The organism is Pseudomonas sp. FH4 (genome assembly GCF_000510915.2).
Taxonomy (GTDB): Bacteria; Pseudomonadota; Gammaproteobacteria; order Pseudomonadales; family Pseudomonadaceae; genus Aquipseudomonas; species Aquipseudomonas brenneri.
In genome coordinates, this window is record NZ_AOHN01000021.1 from 233,592 (window position 1) to 248,228 (window position 14,637).

The following is a 14,637-nucleotide window of genomic DNA, read 5'->3' on the forward strand; positions in this document are numbered from 1 at the left end:
ATAAAGCCTCGGCACACTGCGCCTTCATATTTCAAATCAATGGCTTGGAGTGTCGGTATGGGTGGTATAGGGATTTGGCAACTGGTCATCGTGCTGCTGATCGTGGTCATGCTGTTCGGCACCCGGCGCCTCAAGGGCCTGGGCAGCGATGTGGGCGAGGCAATCAAGGGATTTCGCTCCTCCATGGGCAACGAATCCGCTGCCCAGGCGAGCGCAGAAAAGGCCAGCCTTGAGGTGCAAGCCGAGCCTCAACGACCCGCAGACAGCAAACACTGATGTTCGATATCGGGTTTAGCGAACTGTTGCTGGTGGGCCTGGTGGCGCTGCTGGTGCTGGGCCCCGAGCGCCTGCCGATTGCCGCGCGCAATGCCGGGCTGTGGCTGGGCCGGGCCAAGCGGGCGATGAATACGCTCAAGGCCCAGGTCACCCAGGAACTGGACCACGAACACTTGCTGCAGGGCATCGATCAGCAGCCATTGCGGCAACTGGAGCAGCAACTGCGCGACGGCATCCGCCTGGACGCTGCGCCGCAGCCAGAAACCACCCCTTATCCAGGACAACCTGCCCCATGAGCGACCTGCCCTTGTCTGCCCCGCGCCTGTCGGTGACCGGCCACCTGACCCGGTTACGCTCGCGCCTGGTGCGCTGCGTCCTGGCGATCCTCCTGGTGTTTTGCGCTCTGTTTCCCTTTGCCCAGACGCTGTACAGCTTCGTCTCGCAACCGCTGCGCGATTTCTTGCCCAGCGGCGCAACGATGATCGCCACTGGGGTGACTTCTCCGTTTCTGGCACCGCTCAAGCTGACCATGATGATCGCCCTGTTCATCAGCATGCCGCTGTTGCTGCACCAGGCCTGGGGCATGATCGCGCCGGCGGTGTACCGCCAGGAACGACGCACTGCCGCCTGGTTGCTGGCCGCCAGCGTGGTGCTGTTTTACGCCGGCATGGCGTTTGCGTTTTTCCTGGTATTCCCGATGATGTTCGGCTTCTTTACCAGCGTAACCCCGGACGGCGTGGCGATGATGACCGATATCGCCCTGTACCTGGATTTCATCCTCGCGCTGTTACTGGCGTTCGGCCTGGCGTTTGAAATACCGGTGGCGACTTTCCTGGTGATCTGGGCCGGTATCACGGATGTGCAGACCCTGCAGAAAAGCCGACCGTATGTAATCGTCGGCTGCTTTGTGGTCGGCATGCTGCTGACCCCGCCAGATGTGTTTTCGCAAACCATGCTGGCGGTGCCGATGTGGATTCTGTTCGAGCTGGGGCTGCTGGCCAGTCGGTCGGTGAGCAAATCGCGTACCGAGGCAGCTTAAGACAGTTTGCTCGGGGCCAGGGAAGTACTGCGCCCACCCTGCTTGAGCAGGGACGGATTGATGCCAAACTGCTTGCGAAAAGCCGTAGCAAAGTGGCTGGCATTGGCATAGCCCAGATCCGACGCCACGCGCATCACCGATTCGTCCCCTTCCAGTAGCCGGCTGCGGGCTTGAGTCATGCGCGCTTGCTGGAACACCCCGTAGACACTGTTGAGGAACAACTGCCGGAACCCGCGCGTCAGTTTGGGCTGGCTCAGACCGGATTCACGGGCCAGCTCAGACAGGCTGGGCGCTTTGCCCAGGTCTGCCAGCAAGCGCTCGCGAGCATGCTGAAGGCGTTGGCGATCGATGGGGCTCAGGCGACAGGCGCAGTCCACGCTGCGCCGTGCTTCCAGGAACAGGCTGACCAAGGTCACGCTCTGGCCATACAGCCACAGGCTACTGCGCGGCTGGCCAGGCGCGTACGTCAGGGCATTGGACAATTGGTGGGCGGTGGCGCTCATTTCACCGCTGCGGTGTCCATCGAGAAAGCAATGATCGCAGGCCAGCGCGTTATACAGGGTCGGGTCGATTTCCAGTTCCCACTGGGTCAACAATTCGGGATGGATCATCACCGTAATATTGTCTATCTCACCCTGCTGGTGATACAGGCCGTTGCGACTGCGCCCATAGCTGATGCTGCCGGTACCCTGGTCAATGACATAGCGGCGCTGCCGCCGACCATCGCGAAAGCTGCAAGAGGCCTTGCCCTTGAGCAGGTTGGTAAAGCTGAAGTGGATGCGCTCGCTGTCGTCATGCAGAGGCATCTCCACTGGCTGCTCGAAAGTACTTTGCCAACGCACGATATCCAGCCCGCCCTGCAAGGTCACTCGGGTGACCCGGCACTGGGAGCCCGGGCCGAAATCGCCCCCGTAGCCATCGGCAATAATCCGCGAGACCGGCATGAACGCCCGCCCCTGCTCCTCAACGGCTGACATCTTGGATCTCCTTGCTGACCGGATACGGCTCGAATCAGACCACATTGGGGTAGATGAGCGCAATTGATAATCACTAGCATCTATCGCGCTGCAGTTACGCCCTTAGCCGCCGTCGCCCACCGCGACGCGCACTGCCCCAAACCTCAGTCAAGGTCCCATCATGTCTGCACGACGCCACTCGACGACTCACCGTCGATCACCGCACATTTGTTATACTATAACAGCTCTGCTCAGTTGCACACTCACTCATTCAGCCTTTGCCGATACAGCCGTCCAACCGCTGCAACTGCCGGTTTCAACCGTCACCGCGCGGATGGAGCAGGAGGATCCCAAGGAGGTGCCGATCAGCCTGAGCGTGATCAGCGGTGAGCAGTTGCGCACCCAGCGCCTCAATACCCTGGAAAGCGCCCTGCGCAACACGTCCGGGGTCAGCGTGAACTCCTCTGGCGGTCCGAATGATTTCAACGTGCTGATCCGTGGTGTGGGCTCGCTGTACCAGATGTCGATGGATGACAGCTCGGTGGCGTTCAATATCGATGGCGTGCCGGTATCGTCGCGCAGCCTGGGTTTCGAAACCCTGGATGTGGAGCGCATCGAAGTCCTCAAGGGGCCACAGGGCACCTTGTCCGGGGCAATTGGCCAGGCCGGCGCCGTGAATATCACCACACGCCAGCCGACCCGTGAACGGGAAGGTTATGTGCGCGGCGAAGTCGGCCAGCAAGGCCAGTTCCTCACTGAGGGCGCCGTGGGCGGGCCTCTGACGGAAAACCTCAGCGGCCGCCTCGCAGTACGCCGTGCGGGTTACGACAGCTGGATCGACAACGACCAGACCCACCACCCCCAGACCAAACCCCGCAACGAAGCATACCGAGGCAGCCTGCTGTGGGATCTCAACGATGACACCCACGTGCTGTTCAGCGCCGAGCGGCAAAAGTCCAAGCGCGCCACCAACTCCCTGGTGCTGCGCCCGTACGGTAGCGACCCGAGCCTGGACCTCACCCCCGGCCTGTTCGACGACAACTACAAGACCACCGAGCGCTACGCGATCAAGGTCGAGCATGACTTCGCCAACAGCCGCCTGACCTCCACCAGTTCCACTTCAACCGCCGATTTCGAAGGCCTGATCGCCTATGACAGCAAACTGATGGGCGCGCTCTACGGCACCCCCAGCGAGTTCTGGGTGGTCGACAAATCCTTTGAGCGCAGTTGGAGCCAGGACGTACACCTGAGCTCCCTGCCCGACTCGCAGGTGTTCTGGGTCACGGGGCTGGCCGCCACACGCAGCGAGCGTACCTACGACACCCCGCGCAATACCTACGGCACCTCAGGCGCCAAGTTCCGCGACTTCACCACAACCACCTATGCCGGCTACGGCGAAGTCACCTTCCCCCTGACCGAGCAGCTGAAACTGACCACCGGCTACCGCCATTCCTGGGACCGCAAGACCTATGACGGCGAGTACTTCTCGGGCAGCGACTCGGTCAACGACTCACGCAGGCTGACGGACAATTACGGCACCGGTCGCGCTGCCCTGAGCTATGCGATCACCCCGCAAACCAACGTTTATGTGCAATTGGCGCGCGGTTACAAGTCCGGTGGGTTCAATGACTATGCATCGCAGGTCAGCGACAGCGAACCCTACAAGGCCGCCGTCAGCAAAGCTGCGGAACTGGGCTTCAAGAGTGAAACCGACGACCGCCGTGGCCGCCTCAATGGCGCATTGTTCTTCACCCGCGTGCACGACGACCATCTGCTGGGGTACGACGCTGCAACCTTCGCCACCAATGCGTTCAATGCCGACACCCGCACCCGCGGCGCCGAACTGGAAGGCAGCTGGCGCTTCGACTACGGCCTGAGCGTGGCCGCCAGTGCCACCTACCTCGACGCGAAAATCACCAGCGCGGTGAAGGGCATCCAGGCCGGTGACGTCGCCGCTGGCAACCGGACCCCGGATGTACCGCGCTGGAGTGGCAACTTCAACGTCGCCTGGGAGCATCCATTGGGCAGTTTCGCCGGTCTGGGTGAAACCACCCTCAACACCAGCCTCAACTACCACCTTGTGGGCGAGCGAGCGGCAGATCCGCAGAACCATTTCAACCTGGATAACTACGAGAAACTCGACCTGCGCGCCGGCCTGCATAGCAAGTTCGGCGAGGTGTATGCCTATGCCGACAACCTGCTGAACCAGACGTACGACACCTATGGGTTCTACAGTGATCCGGTAGCCTATGGCGCACCCGCGCGACGCCGTACCCTGGGCGTCGGCTACACCTATCAGTTCTGACGTGAAGGGGGAGCAGGTTGATTGGTGAATCAATCCCCTTGTAGGCGCTGGCTTGCCAGCGTCTATAAGGTTTGTTGGCCAAGCCTCTATCAGAACGAATAGCTGTAGCCCACCCCCGCCGAGCGCCCTCTGCCTGGCATCCCGGTCAACACCTGGGCCGTGGAATAGGCACCATACAAGTCATAGCGCGCATCCAGCAGGTTATCGCCCCACAGGTAGACTTCCGAGCCGCCGCTTTCCAGGCCCAGGTGCAGGTCCAGCTTGGCGTAGCCCTTGAGGTCATAGTGGTTCTGCGGGTCTGCCGGGCGGTTTTTCTGCAGGCGGTAATTGAGCAATGTATTGAGACGGGGCGCCGGTAATCCCAGCAGGTCAGGCAGATCCTTGTGCCAAGCCACACTGAAGTTACCGCTCCACAGCGGCACGTCTGGTACCCGACTGCCTGCCACCACGTCACCGCCAGAAACACCCCGGGCATCGGAGGTCACGAGCGCATTGGTGTAGCTCACGGCACTGCCCAGGGTCAATTGGTCAGTGACGTGCCAGGTGCTCGACAGCTCTGCGCCCTTGCTGCGGGTGTCGGCATTCACCGCACTGACGGCCACGGTCTTGAAGTCATACCCCAGCAAGTGGTCATCGCGCACCCGCGTGAAGAACAGCGCCCCCTCCAGGCTCAACGCACCGCCCTCGCTTTCGTGCTTGAACCCCATTTCGGCCGCACTGACCTTGGCTGCCTTGTACGGCTCGCTGTCCGTGACCGAGGTCGCGTAATCATTGAAGCCGGCAGACTTGTAGCCACGGGAAAGTACGGCATAGAGATTGGTCTGCGGCGTCAGCGCATAGGCCAGTGCCACGCGCCCGGTGCTGTAGTTGTCTTGCAGTTGGCGGCTGTCGCTGGCCCGATTGCCTGCGCTCGTATATTCGCCACCGTAGGTCTTGCGATCCCAGGTGTGGCGCAGGCCGGTGGTGAGTTTCCAGTCCTCGGCAATCGGGAAGGTGATCTCGCCATACGCCGCGTAGCTGTTGGTAGTGAACTCACGTTGCTGAAGCGCGCCGTTGGTGAAGTTGTTCGAGTCGAAATTGCGCTCGGAACGGGAAAGATTGACCCCACTTACCCAGAACACCTCGGCCTCTGGCAGCGAGCCCAGGCGCAGGTCCTGGCTCCAGACCCGTTCGTGGGCCGAGTCCTCAATAAGGTATTCGAAGGGTGAACCGTACAGTGCACGGGTGATGTTGCGGTCATAACCCTTGACTGCATTGAAGTCGGTGCTGGTGTAGGCGCTGATCGAGGTGATCCGAGCTTGCGCCAGATCGTGATTGAGTTCAAAGGAATAGCGCTCGTTGGTTTTCTGGTTGCCGTCAAATACGCCAGGCGTGTAGTCCAGGCGCGGGCTGTCGCCAAAGGGCCGCAGCATTTCCAGGCCGACGTAGTGCTCGGCGCGCTGGCGCTCGGCAACCAGCAACCCGGTGGTGCCGGCGTCGTTGTCCCACAGCAGGCTGCCACGCAAGGCCAGGTCCCGTGGCGCGGTCAGCGGATCGCGGTCCTGCTGGTCGTCGACCCAGTTATCGAAGCCGCTGCGACGCACCGCAACGCGCCCGGCCAGGGTCTCGGTCAAGGGGCCGCCTACCGCGCCTTCGGTCATGAACTGGCCTTGCTGGCCGACTTCACCGCGCACATAGCCTTCTACCTCACGGGTGGGTTTGCGGGTGGTGACGTTGATCGCCCCGGCCTCGCTGTTGCGCCCCAGCAAAGTGCCCTGGGGCCCCTTGAGCACTTCCACCTGCTGCACATCGAGGGAAGCCATGGCCGCATTGCGCACCGACATCGGCACGCCATCGACGTTCAGCACCACCGAGCCGTCATCCATACTCATCTGGTTCAGCGAACCGACCCCGCGAATACGCACATTGGCGTCATTCGCACCGCCCCAGGAATTGACGTCGACGCCCGGGGTGCCGCGCAATGCGTCTTCAAGCGTGCGCAGGCGCCGGGTTTGCAGGGTTTGCCCGTCGATCACCGAGAGGCCGAAGGGAATGTCCCTAGCGCTTTCCTGGTTCAATCGCGCACTGACGGTCACCGGCGCCAGCTCCAGGGCCTGTGAGTCGGACTGGTAGTCGGCAGCAAACGCGCTGCACGCCTGGCTGGACAAGGCCAGCGCCAGGGCTTGGGTAAGGACGTTGGCGCGCCAACCCTGCGGGTGGCGTAACGGTTTGAGTAGCCACTGATCAAGCATGCAAAACTCCAGGCAGATAAGAGAGGGACAGGTTCATTGCGGCGTGCCCCAGCGCTGACGCGCCTGGGCGATCACCTGATCCGAGGGCGCACCCAGCAGCCCTTGGATCGATGGCGGCCATCCCTGGCCTGTACGGATTTGTGCCGTCATGTCCAGCAGTTGCGCAGCGCTCTGGCTGGCAACCCAATCGAGACTGGCCAGCGCCGCATAAGGCGCGGCCCAGCCCTGCTGCCGGGCGCTGGCCAGGGTGCCGATCGGCTCGCCATCGCTGGCGAGGGCGCGGGTCAGGTCATCAGCCTTGAGCCCGATCAATGCCGCACGGGCATCGGGGCCATCAACTTCGCCGACACACAGCAAACCTAGCGCTGCGGCCACACCTTGGCTCAGCCACACGTGACCCGGTTGCTCGCGCAGGTCGCTGGCGCTGAGCAGCCGCTGGCGGGCCAACAGTTCGGCGATATGGGCGCGTCGTGCCCAGCGCCCGACACCGGTTGGCGCCACGTCCCAGTCCGGGGTCTGGGCCAGCAACAGGTGACCGTTACTCAGTCGACTGGCCCCCATGCCGCTGGGCCATTGGCTCACGTCGCTGACCGGTGGGCTTGCGCCCAGATGCTGCGCAATACAGGCAGACATGGCGGTGAGGTCCTCACGCACCTCGCGGGCGGTCGCTTGGCGACTGGCATCGGCCAGCACCCGGACACCGTCCAGTTCATGGGTCACGGTTGCTGAGGACAGGGCATAAGCGAAGTCCAGCGGCTGTTTACTGCGGCCACTGAGGGAGTAACCCTGGGCGTCGATGGTCCAGTGCCAGGCCCCGGCCGGTGCAACGGCTTGCGCAGCCACCGCCGCCCCCTCGGGCAGCGCGGGTGCGGTAGCGGACAAGCCGGCTGCCAGACGCTCTACTGGCGCACGCAAGCCACGTTCCGGGTCCAGGCCCAGGCGCGGCACCACCCGTCGCGCTTCCAACCATAACGCCCGAGGACTCAGCCAGATACCCTCGCCCTCGCTCGACCAACCGGTGGCATTCAGGGTCCAGTGCAAGGTCACCTGGCAACCGCTCGACGCACAAGCGCCCAGGGCCAGCCGCAGATGATCATGGGCTTGCTCAACCACCACCGACTGGTCCATCACCCTGGCGCCCGTCACCTGCAGACCCGCCGGCAACTCGGCATCCAGATGGCCATTGGCAGCAGTCACGCCCTCCAGGGTCCACTGCCCTAGCACCTGGCGTTGGGCACTGTCGATCTGCAACTGCAATTGCCCGCCGGCCACCTGGAAGGCACCGGCGCCGGCCAGCCAGCGCTGCTCCCAGGCGGCGCTGTCCGCACGCGCCTGGGTGGCGGCCTGATAATCGCCCCGCTCCACCAACTGGCGGTGCAACACGTTACCGCTGCCCAACATCACCAGCACACCCACTGTCAGCAACACACCGGGTACACCGCGCACTCGCGTACTCAGGTCGGCAAGACGTCGGCGCTCCGGCCCTCGGGGCACGGCCAGGGCCGCCAGTGCGACCAGCACCAGGCACACCGCAAGCTTCCAACTGGCCAGTGTGCCGAGATAGGCCAGCCACGGGGCCCAGCCGGTCAGCGCCGAGAGCGCCATGTGGCCCGGGATCGCCATTTCATACGCGGGGTAACTCACCAGTCCCAGTTCGTGATTGAGCACCAGGAAAAACGTCAGCAACATCGACGTGGCGTATGCCAGGCCGGACCGCCGAATCAGCGCATGCACCAGCACCGTCAGCATCGCCAACTCCAGCAATGGCGGGGCAAACACCAACAGCGAGTAGATCAGCGCAAACCCCGGCGCCAGGCTGGCAGGCGCGACGACAGCGCTGATCAGCAGGCTGGCGACGCCAGGCACCACAGCCAGCGAAAGGGTGGCGAGCAACACACACAGCACCTGACCGAACGTACGCAGCCACACCGGCGCCGGTGTGGCTTGCAGCATCGCCCCCAGCCCCTGCACATCATCACGCCGGCAGATCAGGCCGACCAGCGCCGCCACCATAAAGGCAATCACCAGGAACAGCGCGCTGGCCAGCAGCGGCAACGTCAAGTCAGCGCGCGGCACCATCGGCCCATGGGCATGCCACACCCCATGCACAAGACCGCTGAGCACGCCCATCACCACCAGCATCCCGAGCGCCAGCCACCAGACCTTGCGCGCAAAGACCTGGCGTATCTGCCAGCAGGTTTCGCGCCATAACGCGCGCGGCCAGTGGCTGACCAGCAAAGGGCCAGGCAAGCGCACATCCTGTGCCAGTTGCATCGGCGGCTCTGCCAACACCGCACCGCTACGTCGGCCCATCAGGCTCTGGCGCGTGGCACGGGCCAGGGACCAGGCCAACAGCAGCAGCGGCAGCACACACCACAGGCCCCGGTTGAGCCAGAACCCCGGTGTGAGGTCCAGCAGTGCCTGGGATTTCTGCGCTGCGGTCCAGGTTTCCACCTGGGCCTGGGCGAAGGTAAACAGGGACGGATCGAGACTGGCCGCCAGCAGCGGGTTGATATGCCCACCCTTGAGCACCACCACCGCGAACATCCACAGCAGCATCAACCCCGTGGCCAGGGCAAACGGCGCGGCTAGGCCCCGGCTGCGCAGCGCCAACAGGTAATACAGGGCGCCCACGCCGGTACTGACCGGCAACAGCAGCGCGACCCAGGCAAAGCCCAGCGCCGACCAGGCCGGCGCACCGATACTCGCCACCGGCACCCAACCCAACCAGCCGAGGATCGGGCTCAGCAGGAAGCCGACAATCAGTGAACTGGCCAGCAAGCCTGCGACCACCGCAGCGCCGATAAACCGTCCCCATAACAACGCCGGCAGCGATACCGGCAGCGCCAGCAACACTTCCTCCAACTGCGCCTTGCGATCACGCAGGGCCGGCTGGGCAAACACCCAGGCCCAGGCGAAAAACAGGAAAAACATACACCCGCAGGCCATCAGGTAGATCAGGCTCGGGGCATTGCGCGGGATGTCGCTGGCGCCCATTTTCTGCACATAGTCGGCGTTGGTCAGGGACATCAGCAGGTAGCCGGCCAGGCCCAAAAATACCAGCAAGGGAATACCGCTGCGCAGCCCGGCGCGCACTTCCACCCAGGCTTCACGCATCATCAGGGCGAAGGTACTCATGCGTCGGCCGCCTCACCGGCCTGGGCCAGCGCCAGGTAATAGATATCTTCCAGGCGCGGTGCGTGGGGCATGAAGCGTGGATCGGCAGGCCGCTCACCATACACAATCACCCGACTGCCCTCGGGGCTAGCCGCCACATGCAAGGCCGGCGGCAAGGCTTCGCCGCGCCCGAACGACGCCACCCACAGGCGTCCCTGCTCCGCACTGAGCAACGCCTGCGGGCTGCCTTCCACCAGAATCTGCCCGCCAGCCAACACCGCGAGGCGGCTGCACAGGTTTTCGACATCTTCGACAATATGGGTCGACAGCAACACAATCGATTCGGCGGCCACATCCGCCAACACCCGATGGAAACGATTGCGCTCCGCCGGATCGAGGCCCGCCGTAGGCTCATCGACAATCAGCAAGCGTGGCGAACCCACCAACGCCATGGCGATGCCAAAGCGGCGCAGCATGCCCCCCGAATAGGTAGCCAGCGCGCGGTGCGCGGCATCCTGCAGGTTGACCTTGGCCAACAGGCCTTCGATTTCTGCGCGGCGTTGGCGGCTGTCGGTACGGCCCTTGAGCCAGGCAAAGCGGTCCAGCAGGTCACGTGCGCTGACGCCCGGATATGCCCCCAATTGCTGCGGCAGGTAGCCCAGGCGTCGACGCAGATGATCGGAGTCGGCCAACACATCCACGCCATCCAGATAAATGCTACCGGCGTCGGGTTGCTGCAAGGTCGCCAAGGTGCGCATCAGGCTGCTTTTACCGGCGCCATTGGGGCCGAGCAACCCGTACATCCCGGGGCCGACACTCAAGTCCACACCACGCAGCGCTTGCACACCGTTGTTGTAGCGCTTGTGCAGGCCGCGCACCTGCAAACCCGAATCGACTGACATCTGCAACTCCATGGGCAAACGCGCCGATCCAGGGAGAGCAGGTCTGCCGGATAGCGCTTATTTGAGAATGATTGCCCTTGAGAGGCACAGCCCGGGACGGTAGCCACGCACGCGAGCGCCCTCTACCCGATTCAAGTCAATTTCCAACCGTATCGCGCAACTTCCGACGCCTGCGGCCTGGCGCTGCAACGCTCAACCCGTGGCCAACATGCGGATACGAGGGGCAATCGACTCGATACGGGTAGCCGCCAAAATGAGAGCGATTAGCATCCCTGACCGTGTATCGGCCTACGGAAAAACCCATGACTACCGCCCTGGACACCCTGCAACGCCCGGTCAACCACCTGATTCGCCTCGGTGTAGCGCTCGCTGCCATCGGTGCGCTGGTGAACCTGGTGCCCTTCATTGCCCTGACCGAACTGGCGCGCCTGCTACTGGCCGGCACTGTCGACCGGCAAGCCCTATGGCTGTGCGCCGGGTGGGTGGTGATTGCCCTGTGCCTCGGCTGGATGGCCTGCGGTGCCGCGTTGTGGCTGACCCATCTGGCGGACCATCGCTTGCAAGCGAGCTTGCGCGAAGCCATGGTCGGCAAACTCGCCCGCGTGCCCCTCGGCTGGTATAGCGAATCCAATTCCGGCGCAGTGCGCAAGGGAGTCCAGGACGACCTCGAAGACCTGCATCACCTGATCGCCCATCACGCCGTGGAGCGCACCGCCGCCATCGTCACCCCCCTGGCCGGGCTGGTGTGGCTGGCCAGTCTGAACTGGCGCCTGGCGTTGCTGGCAGTGCTGACCCTGCCCCTCTACGGGCTGGCCTATACCCTGATGATGCGTGGCTTTGCCAGCAAGATGCAGTTGCTGGACCAGAGCATGACCCGCATCAGCGCAGCCATTGTCGAGTTCGTACACGGGATTGCCGTGGTCAAGGCATTTGGCCGGGTCGGCCAGGCCCATCGCAGCTATCAACAGGCGGTCAACCAGTTCGGCCGGCAGTACGCCGGCTGGGTGCGGCCCTTGCTGCGCCTGGAAGCCATTTCGTCGATGGCCCTGAGCGTGCCGGTGATTCTGCTGGTCAGCCTGGGGGTGGGCAGCCTGTGGTTGAGTCGCGGCTGGATCACGCCGCTGGAACTGTTCGCCGAAACCCTGGTGGCCGTGGTGATCCCGCAGTCGTTGCTGGTGATCAATCAGAGCCTGACCGCCCAACGCACCGCCCAGGCCGCCGCCGGGCGGATCGAAGCCCTGTTGAGCATAGAAGAACTGCCTGCGGCGCCACGCTACAGCCAACCGGTGGAGCACGCCGTGACCTTCGAGCAGGTCGAGTTTGGCTACGACGCAGCGCAGCCGATCCTCAAGGGCATCGACTTGCATTGCAAGGCGGGCACGATCACCGCGCTGGTGGGCAGTTCCGGTGCCGGCAAATCGACCCTGGCCAAGCTGGTGCCGCGCTTTCACGACGTCAACGCTGGCCGGGTGCTGGTGGGCGGCGTCGATGTGCGGCAGATCGACCCGGACCAGTTGTACCGGCACGTCGGTTTTGTCTTGCAGGATGCACAACTGGTGCATGGCAGCGTGGCCGATAACCTGCGCCTTGGCTGCCCCACTGCCTGCGATGAGCAATTGCAGGCCGCTGCCCGCGCGGCGCAGATTCATCAGCGCATCCTGGCCCTGCCCCGGGGTTATCAGTCTGTGATTGGCGATGACGCGATCTTCTCCGGCGGCGAGGCGCAGCGCCTGTCAATCGCCCGCACGCTGCTGGCGGACACCCCGGTGCTGATCCTCGACGAAGCCACCTCCCACGCCGACCCGCAATCCGAGGCGTTGATCCAGGACGCGCTCTCAGCGCTGGCGCGGGGGCGCACGGTGTTGGTGATTGCCCATCGCCTGGCGAGTATTCGCGATGTCGACCAGATCGTCGTGCTCGACCAAGGCCGTATTGTCGAATGTGGTCGCCATCATCAACTGCTGCAAGCCGACGGGGCCTATGCCCGGTTATGGCACGCCAGCGCCGTGGAGGTCTCGCAATGATCCGCAGTCTGCTGACCCTGCTGGGTCCGGCCCACGCCACGCGCCTGTACCGTTACCTCGCCTGGCTGGTGGCCAGTGCCGTGTTGCAAGGCTTGGCGGTGGCGTTGCTGGTGCCGATCCTCCACGCGCTGTTTGCCGGTAACCTGCCGCTGGCCATGACCTGGCTCGCCGGCCTGGCGGCGATGGTGCTGCTGACCTGCATCGCCCACTACCAGCAGGCGATGCAGGGGTTCGCCCTGGCACTGCTGGTGCTCACCACCTTGCATGAACGCCTTGGCCAGCACCTGATGCGCCTGCCCTTGGGCTGGTTCAACAGCGAGAAAGTCGGCCAACTGTCGCGCAGCGCCACCAGCGGTACGCTGATGGTCACCGGGCTGTTTGCCCATTATCTGGGCCCGGTGGTGTCCGGTGTCGTGGTGCCTGCCACCGTTGCGCTGACCCTGTTTGTATTTGACTGGCGGCTGGGGCTCACGGCGGTTGCGTGTGCGCCGCTGATCTACTTCACCCATCACTGGTCGGCCAATGCCATTGGCGCCAATGATGCACGGGTCGAAGCCGCGGCCAGCGAAGCCGGCAACCGGGTGGTGGAGTTTGCCCGCTATCAGCAGGTGCTGCGTGCTTTTGGCCAGGCGCAGCGCGGCTATCGGCCATTACAGGCGGCCAATCGCGCACAGCAACAGGCCGGTGGCTCGATGCTGGCGCAGACCTTTCCCAAGTTGCTGGCCGGTGGCCTGAGCGTGCAACTGGCGTTCGCCCTGTTGGTAGCGGTAGGCATCGCCCTGGCGGCCACCCAACAGATCGATGCTATCGAGTTGGTGGCGTTGCTGGCCCTGGCCGCACGGTTTGTCGGCCCCCTGGCGGAGGCGGCCGCGCGCAGCGGTTTGTTGCGCATGGCCAGCAACGACCTGGAACAACTGGCGAGCATCCTGCGCCAACCCGCGCTGCCTGCGCCGGCCACCAGCCTGCCCCTGACAGCACCCGGCAGCCTGGAATTCGACCGGGTGGGCTTTGCCTACCCCAGTGGCCCGCCGGTGCTCAAGGACCTGAGCTTCAGCGCCCAGCCCAACACAATGACGGCGATTGTCGGCGCGTCGGGCTCGGGCAAGACCACCGTCACCCGCCTGCTGATGCGCTTCTTCGATGCCAGCGAGGGCAGCGTCAAGGTAGGCGGCGTAGATGTGCGCGCGTTGTCCAGCGAAGCCCTGATGGCGCAGCTGTCCCTGGTGATGCAGGACGTGTATCTGTTCGATGACAGCCTGGAGGCCAATATTCGTGTGGGCAACCCGGATGCCAGCGCCCGGCAGTTGGCGCAAGCGGCAACATTGGCGGGAGTCGATGAGATTGTGGCGCGCCTGCCACAAGGCTGGGCCACCCCGGTGGGAGAAGGCGGTACCAGCCTGTCCGGGGGTGAACGCCAACGCGTGTCCCTGGCGCGTGCCCTGCTCAAACGCGCGCCCATCGTGCTGCTGGATGAAGCCACGGCGGCACTCGACCCGCAGAATGAGGCTTACGTGCAAGCCGCCATTGGCACGCTGATCCAGAACGCCACCGTACTGGTGATCGCCCATCGTTTGCCGACCATCATGGCGGCCGACCAGATCCTGGTGCTGGATGAAGGGCGCCTGGTGGAGTCTGGCAGCCACCGTCAGTTGCTCGCCGACAACGGGCGCTACGCCGGCTTCTGGCACGAGCGTCAACGGGCGGGCGGTTGGCGCCTGAAGGCGGAACGTCCCTCTTTATAGGAGTCGGCTTGCCGGCGATGGCGTCCTATAAAATGCAGAGCATCC

At 64.0% G+C, this 14,637-nt stretch carries 10 protein-coding genes; 6 read left to right on the plus strand and 4 right to left on the minus strand.

What is annotated here, in order from left to right; genetic code table 11:
* Positions 1-57 precede the first annotated feature (57 nt).
* From tatA to tatC, 3 genes are read left to right on the plus strand one after another with little or no spacing between them, the layout of a single operon-like run.
* Entirely contained in the window at positions 58-276 is a 219-nt protein-coding gene (gene tatA / locus H097_RS17680; protein ID WP_032861381.1) for a twin-arginine translocase TatA/TatE family subunit, read from the plus strand.
* Positions 276-572, plus strand: coding sequence for a Sec-independent protein translocase protein TatB (gene tatB / locus H097_RS17685; RefSeq protein WP_032861383.1), 297 nt, complete (start codon positions 276-278; stop codon positions 570-572). Before tatA ends, tatB begins: the two co-directional genes overlap by 1 nt.
* The gene (gene tatC / locus H097_RS17690) at positions 569-1,315 is read left to right on the plus strand and encodes a twin-arginine translocase subunit TatC (RefSeq protein ID WP_032861385.1); all 747 of its coding nucleotides are present in this window, start codon (positions 569-571) and stop codon (positions 1,313-1,315) included. Before tatB ends, tatC begins: the two co-directional genes overlap by 4 nt.
* Here the strand turns inward: tatC and H097_RS17695 are convergent.
* A complete protein-coding gene (locus tag H097_RS17695) occupies positions 1,312-2,292 on the minus strand; it encodes an AraC family transcriptional regulator (protein ID WP_050593397.1) in 981 nt (326 codons plus the stop codon). The genes tatC and H097_RS17695 overlap by 4 nt on opposite strands.
* Positions 2,293-2,629: 337 nt before the next feature.
* Between H097_RS17695 and H097_RS17700 the strand changes: the two genes are divergently transcribed.
* Positions 2,630-4,576: a TonB-dependent receptor gene (locus H097_RS17700; RefSeq protein ID WP_229689193.1), complete on the plus strand. Its 1,947-nt coding sequence runs from the start codon at positions 2,630-2,632 to the stop codon at positions 4,574-4,576.
* A gap of 89 nt (positions 4,577-4,665) precedes the next feature.
* Here the strand turns inward: H097_RS17700 and H097_RS17705 are convergent, their stop codons facing one another.
* The 3 genes from H097_RS17705 to H097_RS17715 are packed head-to-tail and all read right to left on the minus strand — an operon-like array spanning position 4,666 to position 10,826.
* Positions 4,666-6,807: a TonB-dependent receptor gene (locus tag H097_RS17705; RefSeq protein ID WP_032861388.1), complete on the minus strand. Its 2,142-nt coding sequence runs from the start codon at positions 6,805-6,807 to the stop codon at positions 4,666-4,668.
* A gap of 33 nt (positions 6,808-6,840) precedes the next feature.
* Positions 6,841-9,945, minus strand: a complete 3,105-nt coding sequence (locus tag H097_RS17710; protein WP_032861390.1) for an ABC transporter permease — start codon at positions 9,943-9,945, stop codon at positions 6,841-6,843.
* Positions 9,942-10,826 carry an ABC transporter ATP-binding protein gene (locus H097_RS17715; RefSeq protein WP_032861392.1) on the minus strand — a complete coding sequence of 295 codons (885 nt, stop codon included), beginning with the start codon at positions 10,824-10,826 and terminating at the stop codon, positions 9,942-9,944. Before H097_RS17715 ends, H097_RS17710 begins: the two co-directional genes overlap by 4 nt.
* A gap of 302 nt (positions 10,827-11,128) precedes the next feature.
* Between H097_RS17715 and H097_RS17720 the strand changes: the two genes are divergently transcribed.
* Together H097_RS17720 and H097_RS17725 are read left to right on the plus strand one after the other, a co-directional pair.
* Positions 11,129-12,850 carry an ABC transporter ATP-binding protein gene (locus H097_RS17720; RefSeq protein ID WP_032861393.1) on the plus strand — a complete coding sequence of 574 codons (1,722 nt, stop codon included), beginning with the start codon at positions 11,129-11,131 and terminating at the stop codon, positions 12,848-12,850.
* Positions 12,847-14,592 (plus strand): ABC transporter ATP-binding protein, encoded by a 1,746-nt coding sequence (locus H097_RS17725; protein ID WP_032861394.1) that lies wholly within the window; start codon positions 12,847-12,849, stop codon positions 14,590-14,592. The genes H097_RS17720 and H097_RS17725 overlap by 4 nt, the downstream gene beginning before the upstream one ends.
* Positions 14,593-14,637 lie beyond the last annotated feature (45 nt).

What these genes read in the sequence shown, in the direction of transcription:
- tatA (WP_032861381.1), top strand. Translation starts at nt 58, where the DNA reads ATGGGTGGTATAGGGATTTGGCAACTGGTCATCGTGCTGCTGATCGTG.
- tatB (WP_032861383.1), top strand. Translation starts at nt 276, where the DNA reads ATGTTCGATATCGGGTTTAGCGAACTGTTGCTGGTGGGCCTGGTGGCG.
- tatC (WP_032861385.1), top strand. Translation starts at nt 569, where the DNA reads ATGAGCGACCTGCCCTTGTCTGCCCCGCGCCTGTCGGTGACCGGCCAC.
- H097_RS17695 (WP_050593397.1), bottom strand. Translation starts at nt 2,292, where the DNA reads ATGTCAGCCGTTGAGGAGCAGGGGCGGGCGTTCATGCCGGTCTCGCGG.
- H097_RS17705 (WP_032861388.1), bottom strand. Translation starts at nt 6,807, where the DNA reads ATGCTTGATCAGTGGCTACTCAAACCGTTACGCCACCCGCAGGGTTGG.
- H097_RS17710 (WP_032861390.1), bottom strand. Translation starts at nt 9,945, where the DNA reads ATGAGTACCTTCGCCCTGATGATGCGTGAAGCCTGGGTGGAAGTGCGC.
- H097_RS17715 (WP_032861392.1), bottom strand. Translation starts at nt 10,826, where the DNA reads ATGTCAGTCGATTCGGGTTTGCAGGTGCGCGGCCTGCACAAGCGCTAC.
- H097_RS17720 (WP_032861393.1), top strand. Translation starts at nt 11,129, where the DNA reads ATGACTACCGCCCTGGACACCCTGCAACGCCCGGTCAACCACCTGATT.
- H097_RS17725 (WP_032861394.1), top strand. Translation starts at nt 12,847, where the DNA reads ATGATCCGCAGTCTGCTGACCCTGCTGGGTCCGGCCCACGCCACGCGC.